Below are 12272 nucleotides of genomic sequence, written 5' to 3' on the forward strand. Positions count from 1 at the left end.
TTACCCCAGATATTTCGACAGCATTGGGCCAATAAGGCGACTCACCGGAAGAGGAAGCCTCTTCCAGGCTTTGATGAAATACTTGTACTTCGGATTGTTCGGTGACAAATTCGGCAATGACTTGGCTTTAACCAATGCCACTTTGTAATTGAGCGGATGAGCTTTCATCCCCCAGTGTTTTTTATACTGGTATGCCCCCGAATCATTCTTGCTTCTGCCATAGTCAAACAGTGTCACACCACGCTGATGGGCAACATGCATCAGCTGAAAAATCATATAATCACTGCCATTTAGCGCCTTGGATTCATACTTTCCGCCCCCGTAATAAGGCATGGCATGATCTTTATAATAAAAGCTCAGCATAGTAGAAATCGGCTGCTGATCTTCGTCATGCACCAGCATGGTCTCGCAGCGATCCGGAAAAGTTTCTTTCAATTTGGTAAAGAGCTTCTGCGTAAACACCGGAGTCCCCAGATCCCTGACACTTTCGGCATACACATCGTAGCAGGACTTAAAGTTATCCGAGGTATCCCAACTGAGGTTGTTCCTCAGCGAATGCCGTATCACGTTACGCCGTTTTTTCTTGATGACGCCGATGATATCGTCGGACTTTTCAGGTAACGCCAAAGAGAACTGGGAGTGATGGCAGTGCTTCACCCAGGGGGCGTCAGACTCGACATCATGCTTGTCCCGCAATTCGACATAGTCGACATTGAGCTCGCATCCCAGTTCAAAAGCAGCCGCCTCCAGCTTTTTGCGTATATGAGAGCTATCCGCCAGCGCACCGCCATACACGCAGAAAGGGGTGGATACCAAAGTATGGCCAAACAGCCAGCTTTTTTGCTCAAAAAGTGGCAACACACCAACAAGGCGGTCATCGCTTTCTGCCAGCATATAGTGATGCTTGTGGCCAAAGACAGAATCAATCACATCCAGCCAGCCCGATAAATGAAAAAAGCTGCCTTCCGGATGATTGTCTACATAACTATCCCAGTGTGGGTAGTCGTTCCTTGATAACTTCCTGATTGCTAATTGCTGCATCGGACTCAAATCCATTTAATAGATAAACGTTGCGCATCGTGCTCCAGCGATAGTCATTCAATAGCCGGTGGAGCTTAGCTTCCATGCTGTTCAGATTCAGATAATGGCGAAACCGTGATTTTGCGGGTATCCCCATGATCCGAGGCTGGCGCGGGTCAATTTCCCACGGGTGAAAATAAAAACTGTAAGGCTGCTTGGTTTCGGCAAGAAAGGCATTTATCAGTTGCCGGCTTAACCAATAGGGATACAGCCGGAAAAAACCACCGCCTCCGATAGGAATGTTTCTCCCCAGTTTGTTGAATGTCGGGATCGGCACCTCGATAACCCCCTCTTCGCGAACATGCTTAAACCGGGGCCAGTCTGGCGTACCATAGAGATCATGCTTTACCGGGTATGTACTGCTGGAGTAGGCAAACCCTAAAGCGTGCAAGACTTCGAATGCCCACGGGTTACTGGTATCAATCGAAAAGCTAGGGGCCCGATAGCCCAAGACTGGCTGACCGCTAATATCCTCGAGCAGGTGTTTGCTACTGGCGATATCGTTGAAGAACACTTGCCGGGACTGCCGGTTGGCCGGTTGATGAAAATAACCGTGGCTGGCCACCTCGTGCCCTTCACGAACGATCGCCCTGACAAGCGCCGGACACTTCTTGGCCACCCACCCCAGAACAAAAAAAGTCGCTTTGACACCGTGTTTGTTGAGCATTTTCAGAATACGCCGGGTATTGGTCTCAACCCGCAACGGGTAGCGGCTTTCCCAATGTGCAGGCTTGATCACCGACGAAAACGCAGCCACATGAAAGTAATCTTCGACATCAATCGTCATGGCATTCACCACCTGGTGTATGCCTGTACCGGCGGGCTTAGCACCAACAGTCTTAGGCACAGCAATCTCAGCCATCACTACCTTCCTTTTCCGAACAGAATAATTTCGGATGTTCTAATCAAAATCAGCACATCGAGCATGAAACTCCGGTGCTTGATGTAGTAGAGATCAAACTTCAGTTTCTCGGTAGCATCATCAAGGCTGTCGCCGTAGGGATATTTCAGCTGCGCCCAACCTGTCAGCCCCGGCTTCACATCATGGCGCTGACTGTAATAAGGGATGCTTCCATCAAATTGCTGACAAAACTCAGGTCGTTCGGGCCTTGGGCCGACAAAACTCATATCTCCTTTAATCACGTTATATAGCTGCGGTAACTCATCAATACGGTATTTTCGAAGAAAGGCTCCCACCTTGGTAATTCGCTTATCAGATTTAAACGACATCTGTGCGCCATTTTCTTCGGCATTCACTTTCATGCTACGAAATTTATAGATAGAAAAAACTTTTCCCTGTCTTCCCACCCGCTTCTGGGAATAAAGCACTGGTGAAAAAACGCCATCCTCAATCTTAATGAACAATGTAGCAATAATAATCAACGGCCAGGTGAGTAACAGGACAAATGAAGAAATAATACAGTTAAACATCCACCCACTGAGCCTTTCTACAATATTACCCGAAGGTTTAACATTATAAATCACCCATGAAGGGTTGATATGGCTGACTGCTACCTGCCCGGTTTCACGTTCAATAAAATCAATAATATCAGTGATTAGCACACCTTTAAGCTTACAGTTAAATAACATATCCGTCGGAAGGTTGCCACGCCTTTCATCAGCACCAATAATAATTTCATCAATATTATTATCGGTAATATAATCATCCAGCGATGTCATTATTTCTACTCTCGGAACCGTTGATGTTATATCGCGACTATCGCCATTTATGGGAATATAACCAACCAAATCAAAGTTAACCCGATCAGCCCGCCTTTTCATACAGGAGTTAATCAAACTCGCCCTTTCACCCGCCCCGAGTACAACCACTCTTCTGCGATTGAAGTTGGTATAATCGGTTGAGCGGGCAATGTGGCGACTAACCAACAACCCCGCGGCAGCAAGAAGATATAATAATTCACACACTAATAGTGGAAATGAAGAAACAGGTATAAAGAGGTATATAAATGAAGACATGATGTAAGCGAGGCCTATTGCCACCATGATTCTAATAGCAATGCCTTTATTCGTCGCCCTTAGCTTCTCGTTATATAAACCTACGGCTAACGTAGCTAATTGTAATGTGCATGAGAACAGAAAGAGCTGAACAAAATACAGTGATTCGCCAATATTCGGCAAACTAACAGAATAATACTCTTCAGTGAGACTTAAACCTAACGCAAACACAGTAAAGGCAACAATAAAGTCAGTCACTATTAAGACTGTATTGCTTTTGTTTAAATCATGATATCGCATATGGGTGTTCCCGACCTCTTATATAACAATCCGTTTTATTGCTATACATGATTATTGTACATAATTAAAAAGCTGCACCATAAAAAAGTATTATATAGTTAAATAAGTTAAACAAAATTATTCAACTACACTGTAGAAAATAGACTTAGCAAACATGTCATAATACGCAGGATGGGTATGTTTATGAAACAAAAAGGGAAATGCTATATATCGCTACTTGCTGCACTTATTATTGGCGCTTTATTAGCAGGATGTTCACCTTCAAACTTGCAAACTTTACCTTCAGCGACTACTCACCCTTCATTAACCAGAAATATAAATGATTACAGTTATTTAATTGGCCCAGGTGATAGCTTGAATATTTTCGTGTGGGGGAACCCCGAAATATCAGGCACCTTTACAGTAAGACCAGACGGTAAACTTTCTACCTCGCTTGTGGACGATATTGACGCTTCCGGCAGAACCCCTACCGAGCTCGCGCGCAGTATTGAATCACGTCTGGCAGCCTATGTCCGTGACCCGATTGTTACCGTTATTGTCGAGGATTTTATCGGCCCCTACAGCGAGCAGGTCCGAGTCATCGGCGAAGCTTCTCGCCCCAAGGCTATTAACTACCGTGAAAACATGACGCTGCTGGATGTCATGGTCGCCGTCGGGGGCTTAACAGAATATGCCGACGGTAATGATGCCCGCTTGATCCGGGTCATTAACGGTCAGCAGCGCCAGTTTGGTTTGAGAATGGGCGATCTCATCAGGGACGGTGATATCCAGGCCAATATCGATATTCTGCCCGGCGATATCATCATTATCCCTGAAGCCTGGTTCTAGGAGCGAACAACATGAAAGAACAATTCGACCTCCTGGTACAGTATTTACGCGGGATATGGCTCCAACGCCAGTGGATAGCCATTTCACTGTGGGTGATCTGTCCGCTCGGCTGGATAGCGGTCACCCTGATGCCGAATCAATACAGCTCCGAGGCCCGGGTGTATGCTGATACGGAGTCTATTCTCCAGCCCTTGCTACGGGGCATTGCGGTGGATACCGACCCATCGCAAGAACTGGCACTGATGAGCAAAACCTTGCTAAGCCGCCCAAACCTCGAAAAAATTGCACGCTTTACCGATGGCGAAACTGAGATTGAAGACAGCGTTGTCATGCGTGAAGTAATTGCCCAACGCGTTGCGAAGTTAAAAAAGAACCTGTCCTTTAAATCGGCTGGCGAAGAAAACCTGTTTACTATCAACTATTCGGGTTCGGATCCCTATTACACCCAGAAGGTGGTCCAGGCCGCCATTGACGTCTTCATCGAGAATACCGTTGGGCAAAAGCGCCAGGACACTGATAAGGCAAACAAATTTCTTATTGGTCAACTAAAAGAATATGAAAGCCGGCTGATTGAAGCCGAAGTGCAACTAGCTGATTTTAAGCGTTTTAACACCGGCTATATGCCTGGCTCTGAGCAAAACTACTACCGGCGCCTGCAAACGCTCAAGGATGAACTTGAAGATACCCGGCTGACCATTCTGGAAACAGATATCCAGCTTGCCACTGCCCGGAAACAGCTCAGTGACGAGACGGCGCTCGCCGTTCAGCAGATGGCCAATATCAGTACCGAGTACGACATACGCCTGGGCACACTCGAGACTCGTCTTGACGAGCTACTCTTTCGCTTCACCGACAGACACCCGGATGTGGTAGAAACCCGCCGTCAGATCGCCGATCTGAAGCAACTACAACAAGGATCACAACAACGGGCCTCGACGGCAACTGCCTATTCCAATGCCGTACTGCAAGATATCAAGCTCAATATCAGCCAGCTGGAAAACCAGCTTGCCTCACTGAAGGTTCGCGAAGCCAACCAGGTCGAAAAACACAACCTGCTGGCAGAAAAGCTGGAGCAGCTACCTCAAGTCGAGGCGCAGCTAACCAGCCTCATGCGTAACTACGATATCACCAAATCGAAATACGAAGATTTGCTTTCTCGCCGAGAAGCTGCGCTGATATCGAAAAGTGTTGATGCCAGCTCAGACGAAATTACCTTTCGGGTGATTGAGCCACCACTGATCCCCGAGGCTCCTTCCGGCCCCTTGCGACCGTTGCTACTCACCGCAGTGTTGGTTTTTGCATTGGGCACTGGCGGGGGGATCGCTTTTGTCGCCAGCCAGATCTCACCGGTGGTCGTATCTTCCGTACAACTTTACCGGCATACAAACCTGCCTGTTTTTGGTTCAGTCTCGCTCACTGAAGGTTCCGGGCTGCTTGCCAAAGAAAAACGTAAATTTTGGTACTTCTCATTTATCTGCGTCGTCTTGGTTGCCTTCTATATCGGATTTCTTGCCATCAATTCAACGCCTGCCGTTCATTCTAGTATTATCCAGAAGATTGAATATCTATGAGTATCATTGAAAAAGCACTGCAAAAGCAGCAAAAAACGGCAAAACCAAGCCTTATTAGCCAGGCTATGGCAGAGCAATCAAACATCAACACGCCTATTCCGGCGCCAACGCAGCCCCAACAAACAACGGAGGCTGATCACCAGCCTCAAATTACGCCTGTGTTATCCATTGATACCGACAGGCTGGAGCAAAATGGCATGGTGTCGCACACCAATAACAAAGCCAACCCGCAGATCACCAATGAATATCGTTCTATCAAACGGAAAATCATTCACAATGCGTTTGGACCAGCTGCCTCCCACCATGAAAACGGCAACCTGGTTATGGTCTCTAGCTCGCGTCCCTCTGAAGGAAAGACATTCACCAGCGTAAACCTGGCATTAAGCCTTGCCTCAGAGAAAGACAAAACTGTATTGCTGGTCGATGCCGATGTGCTTAAGCCATCTATCGGCAAGGTCCTGGATCTCGATGTCGATAACAGACCCGGGTTAATTGACTTTCTGCTGGGCGATGTCGGCTCGCTATCTGACGTGATCTATCAAACCTCTATTCCGAACCTGCGCATCTTACCGGCCGGTACTTCCCACCATTTGAGCAACGAATTGTTAGCCAGTGACAAAATGGTCTCGCTGACCCAGGAGCTGGCGACCCGCTATCCCGACCGGGTCGTGTTGTTTGATTGTCCGCCGATGCTGGGCGTTGAAGAAACCATTACTGTGTCAAAGTTGCTCGGCCAGGCCATGATTGTCGTCGAGCACGGCAAAACCAAAATGGCTGACGTAGAGAGTGCCATTTCAGAGCTCAACAAAAATATGGCAATAGGATTTATTGTCAACAAAGCCATGCAGGGTGCATATAGTCAATATGAGTATGGATATGGGTATGACTATAACAAAGAGAGCCAATCATAAGCACTGGCTATGGTACAGCGTGGCCTTGGTAGCCGCTTACACTCAGGCAGCAGATGTCGAATTATCCCCCTTTGCCAGTGGCGGATTTACCTATACCGACAACGTTAACCGGGTAGCGGAAGGACGGCAGGGAAGTCTGATCTCGGATCTGAGTGCCGGTATTTCTACCGACATTCAAGGTGCCGGCGGCAGTATTGATCTCGACTATGAGCTCAACCAGCTATTCTACAGCCACGACTCAACCGACAATGAAACCTACCAGACTCTCGCTTTCACAGCTGATAAGGGGATAAAGCGCACAGGCTTTCGGGTCGATGCCGCCGCATCAATCGAAAATATTGCCCGGGCGGACGATCAAAACGCCAACGCCGATATTTTCTCCGGCGACACCATTGAAAACAAAGATGCCAGCCTGGGGGTGAGTTATCGCTCCAATCCGCGCAGCAAAGTGGACCTGACAGCCAGAGCCTTTACCGATATCGTCAACAACGAAGATGATATCGGCAACTACAACGGTTATGGCGCGGAGTTCTCGTTAGCCAACGGGGCAAGCGTGAAAAAGCTGTTCTGGCAAATTGACGGTTCCTACCAGTACAAAGAGAGCAAGGATAACGATGACGACACGGCCATTACCTTGTTCAGTCAGGAGCTTGGCCTTCAGACGCTGTCAGGCTGGGTCCCCTTGATCCGGTTCAACTACGAAGACTATGAAGGCACGTCTGATGCCGACAGCGCCGATACACTCAGCTGGGGGCCCGGCGTTAAGTATTTCTGGACCAAACGTTCATATCTCGAGCTCAGCTACAACTTCTCGGAAGACGATAACAATAGCGACTTCTGGGCCGGCGCAGTCCATATCAACCCGACGCCAAGAACCCGGTTGCTAGCCTCCTATGACAAACGCTTCTATGGTGATGCCTATGAGTTTTTGTTGTCTCACCGCTCTAGGCGTATAACCAACAGTATCCGCTATACCGAGGAAGCCGTCAGCTTTGATCGCGACTTGTTTTCCTCAGGCTCCACTGTCGAGGAAATTTCTCTTAGCCGACGGCTTGAATGGTCGACGGTATTAAAGGGCCGAAGAACCGATTATGAATTCAGTCTTTTCCATGATGAACGGGAGGCGCTCAACGCCACAGCCGATGAGCAGAACGATGAAGTTGACGGTATCGGTATTGCGGTCCGCCATCGCCTTTCACGCCGATTTAGCCTGGCTGGCCGCTTCGATTATGACTATTACCAGTTTATTAGCCGCACCCGCCCGACCCAGAACGATTATTACCGAATCTACGAACTTGAGGGGCAGTATGAATTTAACAAACACCTTTCAAGCACCTTCGGGGTCGAGCACAACAACAAGTCGTCGTCATTTGCTTCCAATAGCTACGATGAAACCCGGATTTTTATCGATATAAGGATGCAACTATAGCTATGTATGAATCACATTTTGGCCTGTCGGATAAGCCTTTTAAACTGAGCCCGGACCCACGTTTTTTCTTTTCGAGCCCGCATCATGAAAAGGCGACTTCCTATTTAAAATACGGGCTATCGCAGGGGGAAGGGTTCATTGTCATTACCGGGCCTATCGGTACCGGGAAAACGACAATCGCCAGAAATTTAGTGGCCTCGCTGGACGACTCGATTGTCGCCATACAAATTGCAACCACCCGGCTGACTCCCGAAGAGCTTGTCAGGCTGGTCGCCGCCAAGTTTGGGATCCCCGTTGAAGGGTTGGGCAAGGCTGAAATACTCAAAAGGCTGGAGCAATATCTACTCACCTTGCACCAACAGCAGCGACGGGCGCTGTTGCTGGTCGACGAGGCACAAAACCTTCCACCGGAAACCGTCGAAGAGCTAAGAATGCTGTCTAATTTCCAGCTTGACGACAAACCGCTTATTCAAAGTTTTCTTCTCGGCCAGGAAGAGCTCAAAGGTATCATCGAACTCCCTGAAATGGAGCAGTTCAGGCAGCGAATTATTGCCTCCTGCCATCTCACCCCCTTTGATAGCGAGCAGACTGAACATTATATCCTCCACCGCCTTAACCAAGTCGGCTGGCAAGGCAAGCCAGCCCTTAGCCAGGAGAGCTTCGGTATCATTACCCAATACACTCAGGGTGTACCGAGAAAAATCAATATCCTTGTCGACAGGCTGTTCCTGTATGCCTACCTGGAAGACCTCACCGTACTGAAAGCGGGTGATGTCCATCAGGTACTTGAGGAGATGCAAGGTGAGTTATCCGGCTCGATGATGGTAAACAACACCTTGAACGACCCCAGCGGCACGCCTGATAACAGCTCTAACAATCACTCATCAGCAGCAGCGGCAGATAGCTCGGATTGCCAAGCAACCCATACGCTCCACGCCGTTTCTGAGATTCTCGATAGTGTTATCGAAAGGAAAGTCGCCACGATTCGCCACTTAGACAAGCTCTTAACTGAAAAGAGGAAAACGCTTTCTGCCCAGGGGGCAAAGCTTCATGACGAGACAATATTGGAAGGAGAAGGGAACAATGATCGCCAATTAGGAAATGAAGAACGCTGCCTGGCGCTACAGGATCGATATTGGTGCAAAGAGCTGATGGCCAAACGGAACTAATGCCGTGGCCATATGCTGGCAAATGGCAGTCGTTTGCCGTCGCTCTTTTCATCAACAAGATGCCGAGTCGATATAATTAAACTTATCGAAATTCCTATAATTGCCCAGAAAAATTCTAAGTACGCCAAAGACACTGCGGCACCAGCCGTTCCATAGGCAATAATGGTTAACTGAAGCATTCTGGCGAGGTGCGCTCTCCATCGGTGCGCTTCACCCAAGGAGCCTGTAATGTTTGCCACCCAGCCGAGTCTGAAAAAACAACTAGCCATCATCGTGAGGTAAATAACCAGTCCAAGCGCACCATGGTCGCCCAAAACCTGAAAGTAAATACTATGGGCAGCCCAGCCAGAATCATCAGTAGGAAGCGGCGTATCAATAAAATCCAGCTTATCGAACTCTTGGGCTTTTTCTTGCCAGATATAGCCGTAGGAACCCGTTTTGAACCCACCACCCAGCAACGGCCGGTCCATAGCCAGCAACGTATGGACTTTCCATGAATTCAATCTGGTAATGAAGGAATTGTCTTCCGTTGCTGTTTCTATGGTATTCATTCTGCTGTACCAATCCTGGGAAAGGTAGAGAGCCGCAATCGCTGTCACTATCAGAATTCCGGAGGTTACAAGAAACTTATGGTTAGAACGGAACCAGTAATACCCTCCCACCACCAGCAGCCCGATAAACCCACCCCGGGAGTGAGTCCCGAGAACGGCAATAATACACAGGCATAAAATACCGATAAGCCCTATTTTCAGCCACCTGCTACTCGTCACCTGAATAAGAAACATATTAATAGGAATGAGCATACACAGTGCAACCGCAAAATGGTTATTATCCGACAGCAGGTGTCCCTGAGGTCCGACAATCTTATGCCCGCCTCCCGTTACGATGAACTTCAGGCTTTCCACGACACCAAGGAACCCAATCGACAATACGATGACCCAGCACAGTAGCTCCAGTTCATTTTTTTTCCTTACACACAATATAATCATCATCACAAGCAAGAGTTTTTTGCTTAACTTGAGCCATTCATCCCACACGAGATCAGGTATACCAATTGTTAAAAGGCTTGTAAGGCTGGTATGAAGCCAAAAAAGAACCACGCAAGTTAGCCCCAAAGTCATATCGAGTTTCTTCTTATTGCTTTGGAACAAATAGCCAACCAGTGCTGTAAAGGCAAAAATACTGTTAAAACTAATACCCTGTGCCATACCATAAAGCCAGTGAACAGGCACGAACAGGCCAACCCAAAGCCAGAGAGAAATGGCAACATAGGGTTTCTTGAGAGAAAGAAAGACTAAGTAGGCAGAGACCACCAGAAAAACAATATCTCTCATTGCTTTCCTCGCTGCCCGGGCTGCTTCTTGTTTTTTATCTCATCGAGATCATCACACTTTAGTGACTGGCGACATCTGTAAACAAGCATTACCAAACATATTACGAATAATAATGACTCCATCACCTCTTCTCCAAAATGTGCTCAAAGAACACATAGAAAACAAATATTACGTAACGCTACGCATCATCCCTAAACGCAAGCTTGCATGCTTTTTTAGCTGGCCGACAATCACCTGAAATTCATTGACTCGATGCTTCAGTACGAAGGTACTAAAAGCCATTGCGACGGTATAAATGAAAGCGCCGAAAGTAATACCTACTATCAGCTTATATAAATCATTATTAAAGAAGCTCATTATCAAATCGACAGCGCCATACATCAGCCAGGAGCAAGATAAAGGGAGCAATAAAATAGACAACAAGCGAATATAATTAAGCCCTACCACTGCAGAATATATTCCAACCATAAATAGCAAGAAAAACAGTCCAATCATTAGACGATTAAAGGAGATATGTTCTATAGAGTTGCCCATCGACAGATAAAGCATCAATGCAATGAGAGCGACAATAATCACATCGGCAACAAACAAAATATGCATCTTGTTCATAATCGTCAGAATGACCGTTAGAGGCATATAAATTGTCATCACAACCATTAGCCCCGCAAGGTTACTCATCACAGGAATGGCCTCCAACCATTGCTGGCCCAGAATAACGGTGACAAATGGTTCGCTAATAACGCTAACACCAAAAGCACAGGGCATTACCACAAGCATCAGTACAGCCAGTTGCTGGTAGACACTTTGACAAAAAGCCTGATGGTCGTTTTTCAACTTAGACAAGACAGCAAAAGAACCTCGGTTAAGTGGCTCAATGACATCCGAGAAAGGTAACCAGGCGAGCTCCTGAGCGAAACTATAAATACCAAATGTTTGGCTATTTAAATGGTTACTTAAAATCATCACGTCTGTACGAGAGCGCAAATAACCAGAAATGGTGGTCAAATACAACCACTTGGAAACATGCCACTGTTTTCGCCAATACTTGGTAGACCACCCGGGTCGATAGCTACAGACTCGATAGCCAATCACCACCTCAATAATGTTACTGAGGATGACGGCGATGATCATAGCCCAGTAATTTTGCCATATAATGGCAATCGCGATAGAACAGACAGTCCCCATTGTTTTGGCAACGATACTAATGATGGTGGTGGTCTTAAAATTAAGCTGCTTTTCAAACACCTCTAAACCAATATTCCGAAAAGCCATGAGAAACGGAATAATAGCAACTACCCGAATCACCAGCTCGACCCGTTCCTCGTTGGTATAGGATGCTATCAAGGGAGCAGACAGAAAGAGCAGACAGGCACAGGCAATCCGGAGCACCAAGTTCAGCGACCAAATACTGTTAAGCCTCTCCGTAGAGATCTCATCTTCCAGGATCACAATCCGATTGGTGCCGACTGAGGTAAAGGCCAGAAAAAGAAAAATAAAAAAAGACGAGATGGCAACAATCCCAAAATCGGCAGGGGTGAGCAGTCTCGCTAATATTAACGTGCTGACCAACCCCAGTATTCGATTATACCAGGTGGCTATCATTGCCCATTTAGCGCCGGCAATTAATGCTCTGTTATATTGTTTATTCATCTTGAACTACCTGGCATGGCTTCCCTATCCATACACAATGACTA

10 protein-coding genes are annotated in these 12272 nt (G+C 47.1%); 5 read left to right on the plus strand and 5 right to left on the minus strand.

Translation table 11 applies throughout. From position 1 onward, the window contains the following. From BIT28_RS13605 to BIT28_RS13615, 3 genes are read right to left on the minus strand one after another with little or no spacing between them, the layout of a single operon-like run. Positions 1–1041: a FemAB family XrtA/PEP-CTERM system-associated protein gene (locus BIT28_RS13605; RefSeq protein ID WP_083651834.1), complete on the minus strand. Its 1041-nt coding sequence runs from the start codon at positions 1039–1041 to the stop codon at positions 1–3. Then, complete coding sequence (locus BIT28_RS13610) at positions 986–1942, minus strand: XrtA system polysaccharide deacetylase (RefSeq protein ID WP_075764546.1); 957 nt, start codon at positions 1940–1942, stop codon at positions 986–988. Before BIT28_RS13610 ends, BIT28_RS13605 begins: the two co-directional genes overlap by 56 nt. Before the next feature lie 2 nt (positions 1943–1944). Further along, a complete protein-coding gene (locus BIT28_RS13615; RefSeq protein WP_075764548.1) occupies positions 1945–3336 on the minus strand; it encodes a TIGR03013 family XrtA/PEP-CTERM system glycosyltransferase in 1392 nt (463 codons plus the stop codon). Positions 3337–3519: 183 nt separating this feature from the next. Here BIT28_RS13615 and BIT28_RS13620 point away from each other — a divergent pair, with 183 nt between their 5' ends. From BIT28_RS13620 to BIT28_RS13640, 5 genes are read left to right on the plus strand one after another with little or no spacing between them, the layout of a single operon-like run. Then, positions 3520–4164 (plus strand): XrtA/PEP-CTERM system exopolysaccharide export protein, encoded by a 645-nt coding sequence (locus BIT28_RS13620; RefSeq protein ID WP_075764699.1) that lies wholly within the window; start codon positions 3520–3522, stop codon positions 4162–4164. An 11-nt stretch (positions 4165–4175) separates the two neighbouring features. Continuing rightward, the gene (locus BIT28_RS13625; protein ID WP_075764550.1) at positions 4176–5735 is read left to right on the plus strand and encodes an XrtA system polysaccharide chain length determinant; all 1560 of its coding nucleotides are present in this window, start codon (positions 4176–4178) and stop codon (positions 5733–5735) included. Next, a complete protein-coding gene (locus BIT28_RS13630) occupies positions 5732–6646 on the plus strand; it encodes an XrtA-associated tyrosine autokinase (protein WP_075764552.1) in 915 nt (304 codons plus the stop codon). The genes BIT28_RS13625 and BIT28_RS13630 overlap by 4 nt, the downstream gene beginning before the upstream one ends. Beyond that, positions 6618–8075, plus strand: coding sequence for a TIGR03016 family PEP-CTERM system-associated outer membrane protein (locus tag BIT28_RS13635; protein ID WP_075764554.1), 1458 nt, complete (start codon positions 6618–6620; stop codon positions 8073–8075). Before BIT28_RS13630 ends, BIT28_RS13635 begins: the two co-directional genes overlap by 29 nt. A 2-nt stretch (positions 8076–8077) precedes the next feature. Further along, positions 8078–9244 carry an XrtA/PEP-CTERM system-associated ATPase gene (locus BIT28_RS13640; RefSeq protein WP_075764556.1) on the plus strand — a complete coding sequence of 389 codons (1167 nt, stop codon included), beginning with the start codon at positions 8078–8080 and terminating at the stop codon, positions 9242–9244. Here the strand turns inward: BIT28_RS13640 and BIT28_RS13645 are convergent. Together BIT28_RS13645 and BIT28_RS13650 are read right to left on the minus strand one after the other, a co-directional pair. Then, entirely contained in the window at positions 9241–10578 is a 1338-nt protein-coding gene (locus BIT28_RS13645; RefSeq protein ID WP_075764558.1) for a putative O-glycosylation ligase, exosortase A system-associated, read from the minus strand. The genes BIT28_RS13640 and BIT28_RS13645 overlap by 4 nt on opposite strands. A 168-nt stretch (positions 10579–10746) precedes the next feature. Continuing rightward, positions 10747–12228 carry an oligosaccharide flippase family protein gene (locus tag BIT28_RS13650; RefSeq protein ID WP_075764560.1) on the minus strand — a complete coding sequence of 494 codons (1482 nt, stop codon included), beginning with the start codon at positions 12226–12228 and terminating at the stop codon, positions 10747–10749. Positions 12229–12272: the final 44 nt, after the last annotated feature.

Source organism: Photobacterium proteolyticum (genome assembly GCF_001939735.1).
GTDB classification, from domain to species: Bacteria; Pseudomonadota; Gammaproteobacteria; order Enterobacterales; family Vibrionaceae; genus Photobacterium; species Photobacterium proteolyticum.